The organism is Marinobacter sp. DS40M6 (assembly GCF_028581595.1).
Classification (GTDB): Bacteria; Pseudomonadota; Gammaproteobacteria; order Pseudomonadales; family Oleiphilaceae; genus Marinobacter; species Marinobacter salarius.
Window position 1 is genome coordinate 267,271 of record NZ_JAFCAE010000004.1, and the last position, 15,788, is coordinate 283,058.

16 protein-coding genes are annotated in these 15,788 nt (G+C 58.1%); 12 read left to right on the forward strand and 4 right to left on the reverse strand.

What is annotated here, in order from left to right; genetic code table 11:
* Positions 1-2: 2 nt before the first annotated feature.
* On the reverse strand, positions 3-782 hold the full coding sequence (mlaE, locus tag JJO78_RS11970) for a lipid asymmetry maintenance ABC transporter permease subunit MlaE (protein ID WP_178380808.1): 780 nt from the start codon (positions 780-782) through the stop codon (positions 3-5).
* Positions 782-1,594, reverse strand: coding sequence for an ATP-binding cassette domain-containing protein (locus tag JJO78_RS11975; RefSeq protein WP_273623798.1), 813 nt, complete (start codon positions 1,592-1,594; stop codon positions 782-784). The genes mlaE and JJO78_RS11975 overlap by 1 nt, the downstream gene beginning before the upstream one ends.
* A gap of 226 nt (positions 1,595-1,820) precedes the next feature.
* On the opposite strand from JJO78_RS11975, the gene JJO78_RS11980 reads away from it, so the two are divergent.
* The 12 genes from JJO78_RS11980 (at position 1,821) to yjgA (ending at position 11,164) form a co-directional block, all read left to right on the forward strand.
* Positions 1,821-2,801, forward strand: coding sequence for a KpsF/GutQ family sugar-phosphate isomerase (locus JJO78_RS11980; protein WP_036209873.1), 981 nt, complete (start codon positions 1,821-1,823; stop codon positions 2,799-2,801).
* Positions 2,801-3,358 (forward strand): KdsC family phosphatase, encoded by a 558-nt coding sequence (locus JJO78_RS11985; RefSeq protein WP_036209871.1) that lies wholly within the window; start codon positions 2,801-2,803, stop codon positions 3,356-3,358. The genes JJO78_RS11980 and JJO78_RS11985 overlap by 1 nt, the downstream gene beginning before the upstream one ends.
* Positions 3,359-3,949, forward strand: coding sequence for an LPS export ABC transporter periplasmic protein LptC (gene lptC / locus JJO78_RS11990; RefSeq protein ID WP_075196505.1), 591 nt, complete (start codon positions 3,359-3,361; stop codon positions 3,947-3,949). It abuts the gene before it with no gap.
* 82 nt (positions 3,950-4,031) lie between these two features.
* Entirely contained in the window at positions 4,032-4,565 is a 534-nt protein-coding gene (gene lptA / locus JJO78_RS11995) for a lipopolysaccharide transport periplasmic protein LptA (RefSeq protein WP_075196506.1), read from the forward strand.
* Entirely contained in the window at positions 4,543-5,268 is a 726-nt protein-coding gene (gene lptB / locus JJO78_RS12000; RefSeq protein ID WP_075196507.1) for an LPS export ABC transporter ATP-binding protein, read from the forward strand. The genes lptA and lptB overlap by 23 nt, the downstream gene beginning before the upstream one ends.
* Before the next feature lie 152 nt (positions 5,269-5,420).
* Complete coding sequence (locus JJO78_RS12005; protein ID WP_273623800.1) at positions 5,421-6,947, forward strand: RNA polymerase factor sigma-54; 1,527 nt, start codon at positions 5,421-5,423, stop codon at positions 6,945-6,947.
* Between the two features lie 124 nt (positions 6,948-7,071).
* On the forward strand, positions 7,072-7,380 hold the full coding sequence (gene hpf, locus JJO78_RS12010) for a ribosome hibernation promoting factor (RefSeq protein WP_126812032.1): 309 nt from the start codon (positions 7,072-7,074) through the stop codon (positions 7,378-7,380).
* A gap of 95 nt (positions 7,381-7,475) precedes the next feature.
* A complete protein-coding gene (gene ptsN / locus JJO78_RS12015) occupies positions 7,476-7,946 on the forward strand; it encodes a PTS IIA-like nitrogen regulatory protein PtsN (RefSeq protein ID WP_036209861.1) in 471 nt (156 codons plus the stop codon).
* 28 nt (positions 7,947-7,974) lie between these two features.
* Positions 7,975-8,856: an RNase adapter RapZ gene (gene rapZ / locus JJO78_RS12020; protein WP_036209858.1), complete on the forward strand. Its 882-nt coding sequence runs from the start codon at positions 7,975-7,977 to the stop codon at positions 8,854-8,856.
* A gap of 7 nt (positions 8,857-8,863) precedes the next feature.
* Positions 8,864-9,133 carry an HPr family phosphocarrier protein gene (locus tag JJO78_RS12025; RefSeq protein ID WP_036209856.1) on the forward strand — a complete coding sequence of 90 codons (270 nt, stop codon included), beginning with the start codon at positions 8,864-8,866 and terminating at the stop codon, positions 9,131-9,133.
* Positions 9,134-9,245: 112 nt separating this feature from the next.
* Positions 9,246-10,607, forward strand: coding sequence for a magnesium transporter (gene mgtE, locus JJO78_RS12030; protein WP_007155323.1), 1,362 nt, complete (start codon positions 9,246-9,248; stop codon positions 10,605-10,607).
* 26 nt (positions 10,608-10,633) lie between these two features.
* Positions 10,634-11,164, forward strand: coding sequence for a ribosome biogenesis factor YjgA (yjgA, locus tag JJO78_RS12035; protein WP_036209854.1), 531 nt, complete (start codon positions 10,634-10,636; stop codon positions 11,162-11,164).
* Here the strand turns inward: yjgA and JJO78_RS12040 are convergent.
* Entirely contained in the window at positions 11,161-12,021 is an 861-nt protein-coding gene (locus tag JJO78_RS12040; protein WP_051947036.1) for a carbon-nitrogen hydrolase family protein, read from the reverse strand. The two genes, yjgA and JJO78_RS12040, sit on opposite strands and share 4 nt — an antisense overlap.
* A gap of 22 nt (positions 12,022-12,043) precedes the next feature.
* Positions 12,044-15,763 carry a YhdP family phospholipid transporter gene (locus JJO78_RS12045; protein ID WP_273623804.1) on the reverse strand — a complete coding sequence of 1,240 codons (3,720 nt, stop codon included), beginning with the start codon at positions 15,761-15,763 and terminating at the stop codon, positions 12,044-12,046.
* Between the last annotated feature and the right edge of the window lie 25 nt (positions 15,764-15,788).

Below are 15,788 nucleotides of genomic sequence, written 5' to 3' on the forward strand. Positions count from 1 at the left end.
GGTCAGAAGTCACCAAACATGACGGCGGTAAGCACAAAATCCAGCCCGAGTACGGCCAGCGACGAATACACCACGGTTTTCGTGGTTGCAGCACTGATACCGGCTGAGGTGGGCACACAGTCGTAACCCTGATAGACCGCAATCCAGGTACAGACGAACCCGAACACAAGGCTCTTGACGACACCGTTCAGAACATCGGCGGTGAAGCTTACGGAAGACTGCATGTTGCCCCAGAAAGAGCCTTCAAACACGCCCAGCCACTCCACACCCACGAGCATGCCGCCCCAGATACCAACCACCGAAAACACAGCAGCCAGCACGGGCACTGAGATAAAACCCGCCCATAACCGCGGGGCAATCACCCGGCGCAGCGGATCAACACCCATCATTTCCATGCTGGAAAGCTGTTCGGTGGCTTTCATCAACCCGATTTCCGCCGTCAGTGCGGAACCCGCACGGCCGGCAAACAACAGCGCAGTCACTACGGGGCCCAATTCCCGCACCAGAGTCAGGGCAATCATCTGACCGATCGCGGCCTCAGACCCGTAGTCACTGAGAATGGTGTATCCCTGCAACCCCAGAACCATCCCGATAAACAGGCCGGACACCACAATGATGGCCAGGGACAGAACTCCGACCGAGTAAAGTTGCTTCAGCAACAGCGGAAAACCAACCGAGGGCCGCGGAACACCTGCCAGGGCACCGACAAGGAAACGCCCGGAGCGGCCCAGCGATGCAATCACGTTCATCCCCAATCGGCCAAAAGCCGCCAGCCGGTCCATCAATCCCCCCTCCCGGCAACACTCCAGTCCTGAGCCGCATCGGCAGCCGGATAGTGGAACGGCACCGGACCATCCGGATGACCACGCAGGAACTGCTGAACCTGCTCCGATGGGTGCGCCTTCAATTCCTCGGGCGTGCCGTCGCCGATAATACGACCGTCCGCAACGATACAGGCGTAGTGGCAGATACTCAGGGACTCCGGCACATCATGGGATACCAGCACACTGGTCAGGCCCATGGAGCTGTTGAGATCCCGGATCAGCTTCACCAGCACACCCATGGCAATCGGATCCTGGCCGGTAAAGGGCTCGTCGTACATGATCAGCTCAGGGTCCAGCGCGATGCTGCGGGCCAGGGCCACGCGCCGGGTCATACCACCTGACAGCTCTGCCGGCATCAGATCCCGGGCTCCGCGAAGCCCCACAGCTTCGAGCTTCATTAGAACGATGTCGCGGATCATGTCCTCCGGCAAGGTGGAATGAACCCTGAGCGGGAACGCCACGTTTTCAAAGACACTGAGATCCGTGAACAGCGCTCCACTCTGGAACAGCATCCCCATCTTTTCCCGCAGACGGTAAAGCGCCTTGCGCTTGAGCTGAGGAACGTTTTCTCCCGCTACAGATATGCTGCCGGAATCCGGTTTCAGTTGGCCGCCGATCAGCCGCAACAAGGTAGTCTTGCCAGTGCCACTCGGCCCCATGATGGCGGTAATCTTGCCGCGGGGAATGTCCAGGCTGACGCCATCAAAGATACGACGATTCCCGCGACTGAAAACCACGTCTCTCAATTCAATGTAGGGGGATGTGTCCATACCTGCTTCCAAAACCGCCTGAGTGTCGGTGAACCCGCATTCCCAGCCTTTAATGAGTGCGCTACATTATGTCAACCTGCCGTGAACCTCAATCCATCCTTCACAAAATGAACTGATGTCAATGATCAGTTTTGCTGAACGTCTTGTCATGAAGGGCAGCCAAAGCCCTTGAAGTGATATACTTTTGCCACGACGAAAGCATCAACATTTCGAACCCGGAAGCCAGATGAACACCGAAACCAGCCAGACCTTCAAAGAATCCGCCCTCCGAGCCATCGAGATCGAGCGTGAGGCCATTCACGCTCTGACCGACCGGATTGATGACCGTTTCGTCCGCGCCTGCGAAGTAATCATGGCGTGCAAGGGGCGTGTTGTCGTGACCGGCATGGGCAAATCCGGCCATATCGGCAACAAGATCGCTGCCACCCTCGCCAGCACCGGAACGCCCTCGTTCTTCGTACACCCGGGCGAGGCCAGCCACGGTGACCTGGGCATGATCACCAGTCAGGACGTGGTCCTGGGCATTTCCAACAGCGGCAACACCAGCGAAGTGCTGACCATTTTGCCGTTAATAAAGCGCATGGGAGCCCCGCTGATCAGCATGACGGGCAACGAGAACTCCACCCTGGCTCGGGAGGCCGTTGCCAACCTGGATATCAGTGTCGCCCAGGAGGCCTGTCCTCTTGGCCTGGCCCCCACCTCCAGCACCACGGCCACTTTGGTGATGGGTGATGCCCTGGCCGTGGCACTGCTTGAAGCCCGGGGGTTCAGCACCGAAGACTTTGCGCTCTCACACCCCGGTGGCAGTCTGGGCCGCAGGTTGCTGCTGCGTGTCAGCGATATTATGCACACTGGGGACCAGATCCCCCGAGTGCAGGAAGACACCACCCTCAGCGGCGCATTACTGGAGATTTCCCGCAAGGGACTGGGTATGACGACGGTCATTAATGCCGAGGGCGACCTGGTCGGTGTATTTACAGACGGCGACCTGCGCCGCACCCTGGACCGCTCCGTGGACATTCACAACACGCCGATTGCCGAGGCCATGACCCGCAACGGTCGTGTGATCCACGATGACCAACTGGCCGCCGAGGCACTGAACATGATGGAAGAGCTGAAGATCAACGCCCTGCCCGTCATCAATCGTGACGGCAAACTGACCGGCGCTATCAACATGCACGACCTGTTGCGGGCGGGAGTGATCTGATGGCTGACACTCTGCGCCCTCAATGGCCAGCGGAGCTGATTGAAAAAGCCGCTGCCATTCGCCTGCTGGCCCTGGATGTGGACGGCATCATGACCGACGGCACGCTGCTGTTCAGCGCTTCAGGCGATGAGATGAAAGGGTTCAATATTCTCGACGGCCTGGGCATCAAACAGGTTATGGCTGCTGGCATCAACGTTGCCGTCATTACCGGACGGCGCTCGCCGCTGACAGAGAAACGCATGAATGACCTCGGCATCCCACACCTGATGCAAGGCCGAGAGGACAAGAAAATCGCCCTGCGGGAACTGGCGGCACGGCTGGAGATCGCGCCACACCAGATTGCCTACATGGGTGATGACCTGCCGGACCTGCCCGCAATCCGTTACGCCGGACTGGGCATAACAGTACCCAACGGCTACTGGCTGGTGCGCCAGCACGCGGATTTTTGCACGTCGGCCGCAGGGGGTAGCGGCGCGGTCCGTGAAGCCTGCGAACTGCTGCTCTGCGCCTGCGGGCAGCTCAACGCAAGCCTGCAACCCTACCTGGAGCAGGACTGAATGGCCGCTGAAGCCCTCTTTACCCGGCCCTGGGTACGAACCCTGGGGCTGGCTGTCACGATAGTGGCACTGTTTTTCCTGCTCTGGCAAAGTGACGAGTCATCAGAGCCGGTGGATGCCGCCGCGCTGAGAGGCGAATCGGAACCAGACGGTTTCGTGGTCAATGGTCGCTATCTGTCTTTCGACGAGACCGGGCGGCTTACCGCACACTTCGAAAGCCCACGTATCGAGCAATTCGAGGCCCGCAACGAAACCATTATGGAATCGCCGAATGCGACGCTCTACGGCGACCCCGGCAACGCACCCTGGCAAGTCCAGGCCAACAAAGGCCAATTCATGGAAGCTGACGACCTGGTCCACTTGACGGGGGATGTTCGGGTGTCCCAGCAAGCCCAAGGTGGGCGCCCCCTGACATTAACCACGTCAACGCTGACACTGGATAACACAGAGCGTACTGTTTACACAGACGCCCCGGTGGAACTGACCGACTCGTTCAGCCTGACCCGCGCAACCGGCATGAAGGCCTGGATTGATGACCGAATCCTCGAACTCGACTCTGACGTGGAAGGACGCTATGAGACCGGCAAGTAAATTCATGCCCAACCCTCACCGCAATCGGCACCAACCGGTGGCATTGCGCCCGGCAGTCTCAGCGATTGTCCTGGCGCTGACAATGACCGTGGGCATGCCGTTCGCCGCGGCCTTTGATCTTGAGTCTGACCAACCCATCAGGGTCAATGCCGACAACGCGCGGCTTGACGAAGGCCAGGGCATTGCAACCTATACCGGCTCGGTTGAAATGAGTCAGGGCGATGCCAACCTTATGGCGGACAAAGTTGTACTCCACCGGGATGAGAATGGCGTCAGCCGCATTGAAGCCACCGGTACCCCGGCACGCTACCGCCAGCCTGCCATGGAAGGCCAGGGCGAAACCGACGCCCGTGCGCTAACGATCACCTGGTCCGCCTCCGACAACCGGGTTACCTTTCAGCGCGAAGCTGTGATCGAACAGGGCGGCAACCTGTTCCGGGGCGACGTCATTCATTATGACAGCGCCGAACGCGTGGTGACCGCAGAAGGCTCTGCTGACCAGGGCGATGGCAGCGGTCGCGTCGAAATGGTCATCCAGCCGCGCGGCAACGCCGGTAGCAATCCAGATAACAACCCTAACGGACAGGATATCGATGGCAGTTCTCAGGGCCAGTAACCTCGCAAAAAGCTACAAACAGAAGAAGGTCGTCATCGACGTTTCCCTGGAAATTCGCAGTGGCGAGATCGTCGGCTTACTCGGCCCCAATGGCGCGGGAAAAACGACGTGTTTCTACATGATTGTTGGCCTGGTTCCCGCCGACAACGGTCGAATCACCATCGACAATCAGGACATAACGCCGCTGCCCATGCATGGTCGTGCCCGCAAGGGAATCGGGTACCTGCCCCAGGAAGCATCCGTGTTCCGCAAGCTCACCGTACGCGACAACATACTGGCGATCCTGGAAACCCGCCGCGAACTCAAACGCGCTGACCGGGAGGCCAAGTTAGAGGAACTGCTTGAAGAGTTTCACATTACCCACATCCGCGATAGCGTCGGCATGGCCCTGTCAGGCGGCGAGCGACGACGGGTGGAAATTGCCCGGGCGCTGGCGATGGAGCCGGCGTTCATCCTGCTGGACGAACCCTTCGCCGGAGTCGACCCGATCTCCGTGAGCGACATCAAGCAGATCATCCGACACTTGCGGGACAAGGGTATCGGCGTACTGATCACCGACCACAACGTGCGGGAAACCCTCGACATCTGCGAGAATGCCTACATTGTCAGCGGCGGCCACATCATTGCCTCTGGTAATTCGGACGATATACTGGCCAACCAGCAGGTCAAGGAAGTGTATCTGGGCAACGAGTTTCGCCTGTAGTACACTCGGCAAAGAACTTGCTTGGTGCGGCAAGTAGCCAGCATACAAAGAGTTTTTGTGCAACCCCGGCTCCAGAAAGCGCCCTGATGACGTAAAGAGAGAGCCTGAGTGACGGAAGAGAGAGACCGAGTGACGGATCCTGAACCATGGTTATGAAAGCCTCACTACAGTTAAAGCTGGGCCAAAGCCTGACCATGACGCCCCAGCTGCAACAGGCTATCAGGCTTCTGCAGCTCTCCACCCTGGACCTCCAGCAGGAAATCCAGCAGGCATTGGAATCCAACCCAATGCTGGAAACCTCCGAAGACGACGACAACCAGAATCCGGAATCAACGGACAGTGACAACGAGTCGTCTGAAACAGCGTCAACCGAGGAATCCAACACCGCTTCAGACACCGCTGCTGAGTGGGACGAATCCGAAAACGGACCTGACTGGTCATCAGAAACGGACAGTCCCGACACCATTCCCGATGATCTTCCCGTCGACACCGCTTGGGATGACATTTACCAGTCAGCCCCCGCGTCAGCAGCCCGTAACGACGACGAAAACGACCACGACTTCGAAACCCGTAACTCCCCCACCGAAACGCTCCAGGACCACCTGGAATGGCAACTGAACCTGACGCCCATGAGCGAGCGGGATCAGGCCATCGCCCATGCCCTGATGGATGCGGTTGATAACCACGGCTACCTGACCTCTCCGCTTGAAGAAATTCATTCAGGCATGGTGGACGAATCCGACGAAGACCCGCTGGAACTGGACGAAGTGGAAGCCGTTCTTCATCGCCTGCAGCACTTCGATCCACCCGGCGTGTTCGCCCGTAATCTGCAGGAATGCCTGCTGATCCAGCTGAATCAGCTGCCCCCGGAAACACCCTGGCTGGCTCAGGCGCGACTGGTGATTACCCACTACATAAACCTGCTGGGTAACCGTGATTACGCCCAGCTGTTACGCCGCAGCCGCCTGAAAGAAGAGCAGCTACGGGACGTTCTGGCACTTATTACCGGGTTAAACCCCCGTCCCGGCGACACCCTGGATCAGGCCGAGCCAGACTACGTCATCCCAGATGTGATCGTGCGCAAGCACAATGAACGCTGGCGCGTGGAGCTGAATCCTGAAATTGCACCGCGCATTCGTGTGAATGCAAGCTATGCTTCTCTTATAAAGCGTGCTGACAGCAGTGCTGACAACACCTACCTGCGGGACCAGTTGCAGGAGGCAAAGTGGTTCATCAAGAGCCTGCAGAGCCGCAACGAAACCCTGCTTAAGGTGGCCACGCGCATTGTCGAGCACCAGCAGGGATTCCTGGATCATGGCGAGGAAGCCATGAAACCTTTGATTCTCTCGGATATTGCCCAGGCGGTGGAAATGCACGAGTCGACCATTTCAAGGGTCACCACCCAGAAATACATGCACACGCCGCGGGGCATATTTGAACTTAAGTATTTTTTCTCGAGCCATGTCAGTACCGACGAGGGTGGAGAGTGCTCATCCACGGCAATCCGCGCGATGATCAAGAAGCTGATTGCAACGGAAACTCCGAAAAAGCCATTGAGCGATAGCAAAATTGCAGCCATGCTAGGAGACCAGGGTATCAAGGTGGCTAGACGAACCGTGGCCAAGTATCGCGAGGCAATGCACATTCCTCCGTCCAACGAGCGAAAGCGATTGGTGTAGGAAGCGTCTGTTCCCGGCCTCACGGGGAGAGCCCTTTCCTGAAAGTATACCGCCTGCAGCATAACGCTGTGGCACACAGCCGGTATCCTAACGGGTGCCGGCAAGCTGAAAACAGGAGAAGCCTATGCAACTCAATATTTCAGGCCATCACGTAGAACTGACTCCCGCACTGAAAGATTACGTATCAGGCAAATTTGAAAAGCTTGAGCGGCACTTCGACCACATCAGCAATTGCCAGGTTACCCTTGAGGTGGAAAAAGTGCGCCAGATGGCGGAAGCTACGCTTCACGTGATAGGTGGTGAGATTCACGCAAAGGCCGAAAACAGCGATATGTACGCTGCCATTGATGGACTGGTAGACAAGCTGGACAGGCAGATTCTGAAGCACAAGGAAAAGAACGTAGACCGGATGCACGGGAACGGCGCCCGCTAGGACGACGCCCCCGGCATGACAGTTAATCGAGCTGCGGCACTGGCTAACCATGCAACACGTGCCGCAGCCTTTTTTTACGGAAATGCAGTCGATTCATGACCGACACATCCCTGACTATCGAGAACATTCTCGCGCCGGAGCTAACCCTTTGCCGGGTGCCTGCCTCTAGCAAAAAGCGGGTTATGGAAACCATTGCCGAGCAGATCCAGCAACACGACGCTTTGCTCAGCGACACCCAGATATTCACTAATCTGGTCGCACGGGAGCGACTGGGGAGCACGGGTATCGGACAGGGCATCGCGATCCCCCACTGCAGACTGGAAGGGCTGGATCACGTGGTTGGCGTTTTGCTGACCCTGGAAGAAGGCGTTGCGTTCGATGCTATCGACAACCAGCCGGTGGACCTCGTCTTCACCTTGATTGTCCCCAAGGAAGCCACCAGCGAGCATCTTGAGCTTTTGAGCCAACTTGCTGAAAAGTTCAACGAACGTGCATTCTGCGACCAGCTGCGTCAGTGCACTGATGCAGGCTCTCTCTATCGCCGGATGACAGCCGAAACAAGCTGAACAACTCCACATCCAAGGTGAACGGGCTATGAAACTGATCATCGTCAGCGGCCGATCAGGTTCCGGGAAAAGTACCGCGTTACATGTTCTGGAAGACCTGGGCTTTTACTGCATTGACAACCTGCCCATTGGCCTCCTGTTCCCCCTCACACAGGAAGCCACCAACCAGAACTCTCCCAGCCGGCTGGGAAAGATGGCGGTCAGCATCGATGCCCGTAACCTTTCCGGAGAATTGAGCAACTTCGAGGATATCTACCGCAGCCTTCAGGATACTGGCGTAACCATCGAGATCATCTATCTCGACGCCGATGAACAGTCTCTTCTGCAGCGCTTCCATGCCACGCGCCGAAAGCATCCACTGAGTGATGACAAGACCTCCCTGAGGGAGGCCATCGGTAACGAAAAGAAGCTTCTGGAGCCGCTTTCCAAGCTGGCAGACCTCTACATCGACACCACGGGGCTGTCCATGTACGAGCTCCGGGATATGGTAAAGCAACGAGTCGCGGGCAGGCGCCACCAGGAACTGGCACTGCTATTCCAGTCATTCGGATTCAAGCACGGCGTGCCGTTGGATTCGGACTATGTGTTCGATGTGCGCTGCCTGCCCAATCCCTATTGGGACACCAGCCTTCGGCAGTTTGTGGGCACCGACCAGCCGGTTATCGATTTCCTGGAAAAGGAGCCGTTGAGCCGTAAGATGGTCGAAGACCTGACCCAATTCCTGGAAAACTGGCTACCCTCGTTCGCAGACAGCAACCGCAGCTATATGACCATATCCATCGGCTGCACCGGTGGCCAGCATCGCTCGGTTTATATCTGCGACCAGCTCGGCCGCTATTTCTCGGGCAAATACAGCAATGTGCAGGTTCGCCACACCGAACTGCCCCACCTGCAAAGCAGGGAAAGCTGAACCGCCTATGATCCGCCGCCCCATTACCATCATCAACAAACTTGGGCTCCATGCCCGGGCCGCAGCCAAACTGGTGGGCAAGGCATCTGAATTCGACAGCAGCATTCAGATCAGCCGCAAAGGGCGACAGGTGGACGCCAAAAGCATCATGCCAGTCATGATGCTCGCCGCCAGCCAGGGATCAGAGGTAGAGCTGATTGTAGACGGTCCGGATGAGTCCGAAGCTGTCGATGCGCTGGTTACGCTGATCAACGACTACTTCGGGGAAGGCGAATAACCACCTCCACACTGGACATCCTTGCCCGTCTACGGCATTCACCTACAACTCTTCCTCACCTATGTTGCCTAACTCCGCTATAATACGAGGGTTTTCTGACCGTGGGTGATCCATGACCGATATTCTGGAGAAAAGCCAAGCGCGCCAACGCCTTCGCTCCCTGAGCGAAGCGCTGGACAGTGGCGCCCTGAAACAGGTTGCCCGCATCCTGAATGGCGGCCTGAGCCCCAGTGACATCGCCCACCTGCTGGAGTCATCACCACCCCGCCAGCGTGCCCTGCTCTGGAACCTGGTCGACAAGCAGCTTGAAGGCGAAGTCCTCCAGTATCTGAATGACGATATCCGAGGTTACTTCCTGAGCCAGCTGAACGCTCAGGAACTGGCTGACATCATCGAGGATTTCGAGTCGGACGATCTGGCCGACTTACTGCAGCAGTTGCCCGACACGGTCATCCAGGAAGTCCTGGACACCATGGACGAGCAGGATCGCCAACGTGTCGAAGAAGTCCTCTCCTACCCGGAAGATACCGCCGGCGGCCTGATGAACACGGACACCATTACGGTGCGCCCGGACATCAGTATCGACGTGGTTTTGCGCTACCTGCGCCGTCATCGCAACCTGCCGCCGATGACGGATAGTCTTATCGTGGTCAGCCGACGCGACGAGTTCATCGGCATGTTGCCTATCACCAAAATGCTCGTATCCAACCCGGCGGCAACCGTGCGGGAGGTGATGGACACGGACATCGAACCGATACCGGTTACGCTGTCCGACACCAAGGTGGCAACCCTGTTCGAACGGTACGACCTGATCTCAGCACCCGTGGTCAGTGAGGAAGGCCGACTCCTGGGCCGAATCACCATCGATGACGTGGTTGACGTTATTCGCGAAGACGCAGACCACTCCCTGATGAGCATGGCCGGTCTTGATGAAGACGAAGACACCTTCGCACCGATTCTGAAGACCACCCGGCGCAGGGCCGTGTGGCTGGGCATCAACCTGCTTACGGCCTTTACCGCTTCGGCCGTGATCGGGCTGTTTGAGGCGACCATCGAAAAGGTTGTGGCGCTGGCGGTATTGATGCCCATCGTGGCATCCATGGGCGGCATTGCCGGCAGTCAGACCCTGACCCTGGTCATCCGTGGCATGGCCGTGGGACAAATCAGTGGCGCCAACGTGGGCTGGCTGCTAAACCGCGAATTTATTGCGGGTGCCCTGAACGGATTGCTCTGGGCAGTGGTGGTTGCGTCAGCGGCAACCCTCTGGTTCAGCGACATCATGATTGGCGCCATTATCGCCGCCGCGCTGATTATCAACCTGATCGCTGCGGCACTCGTGGGCACCGTGCTACCTCTGTTCCTGAAGTCCCGCAACATTGATCCGGCACTGGCCGGTAGCGTTATACTGACAACGGTCACGGATGTGGTCGGCTTTATGGCCTTCCTTGGTCTGGCGACGATATTCTACGGATAACCTGTATCCGACAACACGGACTGAAAATGAACGACTCCCAAGACGACGCCCCGGAATACCTCGGCCCGAGCAAATCCCAACTCAAGCGCGAAATGCACCAGTTGCAGGATCTTGGCAGGCGTATGCTGGATCTGAGTAACGATCAGCTCAATACCCTGCCGATCAGCGACACCCTGCGGGCGGCCATCGAGGAATCCCGTCGCATTCGCCAGAACGAAGCCCGTCGCCGCCACCTGCAGTACATCGGCAAGATTATCCGCCAGGAAGACGACCCGGAAGGGCTGACTCGAGCCATTGATGCTTTCGATGCCGGAAGCGAAGAGCACACCCGCCGACATCACCTTGCTGAACGTTGGCGAGACCGGATGATTGAGGAAGGCGACTCGGCCGTCGGCGAATTCCTGAACTACTGCACAACGGCGGATATACAGCATCTGCGCAACCTCGCGCGCAACGCTCGCCGGGACGTGCAGAAAGAAAAGAATACCGGCCAGCCACGAAAGCTGTTTCGCTACCTCAGAGAGTGCATCGACGACGCGGAAGCCGCCGGAAACTAAAGTCTCCGGTGCTCCCAGACGGGCATCCGTGTGCGGATGTCCTTGAGTGTTTCGCGATCAAGCTCTCCAACGACGACACCCGGCCCTTCATCGATCTCGGATAGTATTCGGCCCCAGGGATCGACGATCGCGCTGTGCCCATAGGTGCGCCGGCGCTCACTGTTCTGCCCACCCTGGGCCGCTGCCACAAGCCAGAACTGATTCTCAATCGCACGGGCACGTATCAGCGCATGCCAGTGGGCGTCACCGGTATACCAGGTAAAGGCACTGGGCAGGGACACCCATTCTGCGTCCTGCTCCCTGAGCTGTCGGAACAGCTCGGGAAAGCGCAGGTCGTAACAGATGGCCATGCCGAGTCGGCCTGCCGGTGTATCAATCACAACCACGTCTTCACCCGGCTCGAAGGTATCCGACTCACGATACTGCCCCTGGGCATCTTCAACGGTGGCGTCAAAAAGATGAATCTTGTCGTAGCGGGCAACCTCACGGCCCCGGTCATCGTAGACATAGCAGCAGGCACGAACCCGATCGGTCACAGTGGACCAGTCCGGCCTCGCCGCAATGGGTAGCGAACCACCGACCACCCAGATGCCAAGTTCGGTCGCCTGCTGTGCGAGGAATTGCCGAATCACGTTGTCCGGTTCCGCTTCCCGGCGGCCACAGCCGATCATCTGTTTTGTGGCCAGTACCGCAAAGTTTTCAGGCAGCACTGCAATGCTGGCACCTGCGTCGGCCGCCTCCTTCAGCAGTCTTGCTGCCTCGTTGAGGTTGGCGGCGATGTCATGGGTACTCACCATCTGTATCGCCGCTACCCGACTTGCCTGCCATTTGACGGGATTGTCTCTTTGCGTTGACATTACGGCCCTCCTGCCAAAACCATCAATTGCCGGTATCGAATACCCGCCTCAGTCGAACGTCTGGTTCGTCCCAGCTTCCACTTACACTATAGGTCGCACTGGTGAGTTTGCTCAATGGATCACCCAACACTTTGTCGAGAACAAACAACGCGCCGCCAATCGGAGCACCTGCCCCCATTAACAAAGCGGCCAGTGGCAGGTTCTGGGTCAGAGGCAACACCACCACCATTCTCATATCGAGGGTTTCCTCAATCATGTTGGAGGTGCCCGTCAGCTTGAACGCGCCGGAAGGCCCTACCACCTGCAGCTCTGGATCCAACGTCAGCAGGCCGTTAATCATGCTGGCCTTGCCGGAGATGGCATCGAAGGCGACACCCGCTTCGTACAGATCGGAGAAATCGAGCTTCAGGCGTCGCCAGAGCGTGTCAGCATTGAGCAGGTTGAACACCCGGAACAGCTGAGCCGTATTGTTGCCCTCAAGGATGACACCGTCATCAAAACGCACACTGACCGAGCCACTAAGGCCCGAAACGTCAAACTGATCCGGGCGGCCGGGCCAGTCAATATCAAGCTTGACGGCCGTGTTCTTGCTGCGGAAGGGAATCTCAGCGCCAACCAAGGTGTCCAGGTCTGCCAGCGACTTACCGTTGATATCACCGGTAAAACGGGTGATTTCCCGCCCGGCTGCAATGCTCCAGGACAGCTCCCCGGTCAGGGTCAAGGATTTGAGAGTGCCAACAATGTCCTGTACTAGCAGTTGTGTGGCTTCGGGCCTCAGTTGGAACGACCAGCTACCGGCGTTTTCCCCATCCATGTTGAGAGCGGCAATACGGACATCCACGTCCGGCCAGTTGCCGAGGCCCAGGTCACGGAATGTCTGTGCCTGCTGTTCGGGCTCCTGTTCATCGCCCGACTCACTATTGCCCCTGGAGAGCATCAGGCGCTCAAAGTCGACGCTGACCGGTCGATCGTCCTGGGGCCAGAGCACATGGCCTGACGCCCATTCCGAGTCGGTAGTGATCAACCACTCACTGTCACTTTGCCGCGCAGACACCGTAATATCAGTCAGTTGGCGGTCGCCCAGAAACAGTTCGTTCAGGGCAACGTCTACCATTCCCGACTCCCAGGTCATATCCAGGTTGGCGCGATCTTGCCAGTCGACTGACATATCAACGCCGGACTCTTGTCGGGGCGTGACTGTTACCCTCAGGGGCGCTTCATCATCAATGTCTTTTGCCAGCGGTTCAGGCCAGTCAACCGAGAGCCCGGCCAGATCCGAATACAGCGTAACGGCAGAAGCGGTGTCCGTTGAGACGTCCAACGTTGCCTGGTAGCCAATGTCGCCACTGAGCCCCATGTCCATGCCCTCCGGCAACTCAGTTCGATCCAGGAGCTGGCGAACGTCAAGGCGACCATATTGACGGATATTGAGCGATTGACCGTTCTCACTCCGCCGCATCAGAACCGTGACCGGAGCTCCCATAAACCGAGCCTGCAGGGGGTTCTCGGAAAATCCCTCATCGCTGTTAAACCCCAGCTCCCCATTGACCTGGGTCCACTGTAGATCGGCTTCGGGATAAGTCAGGGTACCGGAATCGGCTCTGACGCTGGCGTTGATGGTGGGCGGCGCATCGGATATCAATGGCAAACCAAGCCCGAGATCCAGGTGAAAATCGCCATCCAGGACGATGCTCCGCCCTGCTTCTCCCGCCAGCTCACCCAGGGGGCTGTTGTCCATCCAGAAAGCCAACGCTGACCCGGGAACCGGGGCTGACGCATCGACGTACACCTGAATATCCTCACCCTCCGGGACAACCCTCACCTCGCCGGGCTCCAGTTCCAGCCCTCCCGTTCGTCCTGCGCGGATGTCGACCCGGGTGCGACCATCCTGAATAAAGACTTCACCACTGGCATCCGCCACCTCGGGCCATCGCTCGTCGTAGCGGATACTGGCTTCTTCGAATCGGTAAACCATTGAGGACGAGAAAGAATTTTCCGGGGCGTCACGATCAATCTGGCCATGACCGTAAAACTCACCGCTGGAGATATCGGCCTTGGTGATCGACGTCGTCAGCCATTGGTAGAGGTCAGGGTCGACAACCTTCATTGGCACGAAGTCGGCAAGCATATCGGCCGTACCATCCCGCACACCGACCCTCAGCCCCAAATTGTCCTCCCCGCCCTGATCCATTCGCAGGTCAAAGGCACCTGTCAGCCGGGTGTTGGCGCCATAAACCATACGGATATCATCCGCGTATACGCGGGTTACCCCTCCCTCAAAACGCCAGGCCACACCTGCGCGGACGTCGCGGAGGCTCCAGAACCCCCGGAACAGCTCCGGAAAACCGAGTGACAGCCCCTCGCTATTCACTCTGACGAAACCGCCTTCCCGGTCAATAACCAGGCTACCATCAAGACCAGACACACCCGGCGCACCGTCATGGGCCCTGACGCCAATATTGTTCAACGCTGCCGTCAGCTCAAAGCCACCGCCATCATCCGTGGGCAGGTTAAGCATCACCCGGTCCAGGCGGCCGGTGGGGCGATAATTCTCAAGGGCCCTTTCAACCCTGCCTGGCAACAGGTTCATGCCTGCGACCAACCGTCTAAGGGGTTGGAGTGGAAGCGCATCAGCGATCAATCTTCGGCCCCCGTCGCGATGACTGAACCGGAGGCTGAACGGAGAAACCGTATTGCCGTTCCACTCCCACTCAAGTTCCTTTACGTGAAACTCACCGGTGGCGTACCAGGGCTTAGCCGCCGCTTCTGGCTCACGCTCGCCCAACGTGTCGTGCCTGCGCCAACCAAATTTCGCCCTGATGTTCTCTAGTGGGGCCAGGGATTGGAGACCGACACCGAGTTGCAGATACGGCGTTTCCAGGTTGCCACTGACTTGCTCGATGTGCCCATCCCGAAACGTCATCCAGACCTGACCTCCGAGATCAAAACCTTCCGCCCGAATGTTCCGCCAGGCGTACTCCTCTGCGAGTCCATCAAACAACCGGCCGGAGTTAATATCTGCATAAACCTGCCCCGTGAAGTCACCACGGAAGAAGTGCCGACCAACCAGCTCGAAGCTGGCCAGTTGTTCGGTCGTTCCCGGCCGCATGGCACGGCCTGATGCATGAAACAGCCCGCGCCGGTAGATCAGGTCCAACTGGGGCACCTCTACATGCCGCAGGGTGCCATTGGCGTCGCGAATACCAAGGTCCAGGCGTGTAATCTTGACGGAAGGGTCGGACAGCCATTCGCCGGCAATATCCAGCCAGAGTTCCAGGTCGCTTGCCACGGGATCGGGAATATCGACACCTTCGACGGTCACCGCCCCCCTCGGAGTCTGGTTGATCGTCAGTTCCAGCCCATCGGCGTCAAAATCAGCGAACACAATACGCAGGCGCATGAGCGAGGCGAGAAAATCGAGGCCAATGCGGACGCTCTTCAGTGACCCGGCAACGTCACTACGGTCGTTTTCGGAGACGACCACGATATCGCGGGCGACAATGGTTGGATCCAGCCAGTTCCAGCTAGAGGAGAGCGAACCAATACTGACCGGCTGGCCCAGCTCAGACGACAACCGTTGTTCAATCGAAGAGCGATATTCGTTGATGTTCTGAGTAACCTGGCGCCCTATTCCGGCATAAAGTGCAAGCAGGACGACGACCGCCAGCAACAACCACCAGATCAGACTGGCGGCGCCCGAGACGATTCGAAGTAACAGATGTTTCAGAGTTTGATCAGCCACACTGGATGCCATCAGGGGTAATCGC

Bases quoted from the DNA above. Each gene is read 5' to 3' on its own strand.
- mlaE (WP_178380808.1), bottom strand. From the start codon at position 782: ATGGACCGGCTGGCGGCTTTTGGCCGATTGGGGATGAACGTGATTGCA.
- ptsN (WP_036209861.1), top strand. From the start codon at position 7,476: ATGACCGACACATCCCTGACTATCGAGAACATTCTCGCGCCGGAGCTA.
- JJO78_RS12025 (WP_036209856.1), top strand. From the start codon at position 8,864: ATGATCCGCCGCCCCATTACCATCATCAACAAACTTGGGCTCCATGCC.
- hpf (WP_126812032.1), top strand. From the start codon at position 7,072: ATGCAACTCAATATTTCAGGCCATCACGTAGAACTGACTCCCGCACTG.
- lptB (WP_075196507.1), top strand. From the start codon at position 4,543: ATGGCAGTTCTCAGGGCCAGTAACCTCGCAAAAAGCTACAAACAGAAG.
- JJO78_RS11975 (WP_273623798.1), bottom strand. From the start codon at position 1,594: ATGGACACATCCCCCTACATTGAATTGAGAGACGTGGTTTTCAGTCGC.
- JJO78_RS11980 (WP_036209873.1), top strand. From the start codon at position 1,821: ATGAACACCGAAACCAGCCAGACCTTCAAAGAATCCGCCCTCCGAGCC.
- JJO78_RS12005 (WP_273623800.1), top strand. From the start codon at position 5,421: ATGAAAGCCTCACTACAGTTAAAGCTGGGCCAAAGCCTGACCATGACG.
- JJO78_RS12040 (WP_051947036.1), bottom strand. From the start codon at position 12,021: ATGTCAACGCAAAGAGACAATCCCGTCAAATGGCAGGCAAGTCGGGTA.
- mgtE (WP_007155323.1), top strand. From the start codon at position 9,246: ATGACCGATATTCTGGAGAAAAGCCAAGCGCGCCAACGCCTTCGCTCC.
- lptC (WP_075196505.1), top strand. From the start codon at position 3,359: ATGGCCGCTGAAGCCCTCTTTACCCGGCCCTGGGTACGAACCCTGGGG.
- yjgA (WP_036209854.1), top strand. From the start codon at position 10,634: ATGAACGACTCCCAAGACGACGCCCCGGAATACCTCGGCCCGAGCAAA.
- rapZ (WP_036209858.1), top strand. From the start codon at position 7,975: ATGAAACTGATCATCGTCAGCGGCCGATCAGGTTCCGGGAAAAGTACC.
- lptA (WP_075196506.1), top strand. From the start codon at position 4,032: ATGACCGTGGGCATGCCGTTCGCCGCGGCCTTTGATCTTGAGTCTGAC.
- JJO78_RS11985 (WP_036209871.1), top strand. From the start codon at position 2,801: ATGGCTGACACTCTGCGCCCTCAATGGCCAGCGGAGCTGATTGAAAAA.